At 65.5% G+C, this 403-nt stretch carries 1 protein-coding gene; it reads left to right on the top strand.

Features of this window, described 5'->3' with window-relative positions:
- Nucleotides 1-403 (top strand): TIGR03756 family integrating conjugative element protein (locus tag HMPREF2924_RS27110; RefSeq protein WP_070700795.1); only part of this gene is annotated, 403 nt, incomplete at both ends.

The raw sequence follows: 403 nt of genomic DNA, 5'->3' as shown, positions 1-403 counted from the left end.
CATCCTGGCGGGGCCACGTTCAGCCGGTTCGCTAGCGCCTCTGGGTACGTTTGCCCTGGCGCCACCTTCCCGCTGGTGCCCTATTTCCTCAGCACACTGGACGCCATTGGCTGGCGGCATGGAATTCCCGAGCAGGTGTACCCCGAAGCGTTGGTTCCAGGGCTGCGCGAGGTGGGTGGAATCTTCTCCGGAGACATGTGGGGGAACCTCTATCCGCGCAGCGGATTCCTGCACCAGACCGACGACTACAAGACGGCGGCCGTCATCGCCCAGCGCGCCGGCGACATCACCACACGAATCGGCCAGCTCCACGTCTACCTCCCCATGCGCGCAGCTCCAAAGGACGGTTACTGGCCGGCGGGCGAGCTGAGAGAGGGCGATGCCTCGACCGGGAAATGGCAGG

The organism is Pseudomonas sp. HMSC063H08 (assembly GCF_001813645.1).
GTDB lineage: Bacteria > Pseudomonadota > Gammaproteobacteria > Pseudomonadales > Pseudomonadaceae > Pseudomonas > Pseudomonas aeruginosa.
Note: the sequence above shows the minus strand (reverse complement) of the source record. Positions and strands in the feature narration are given on the sequence as shown.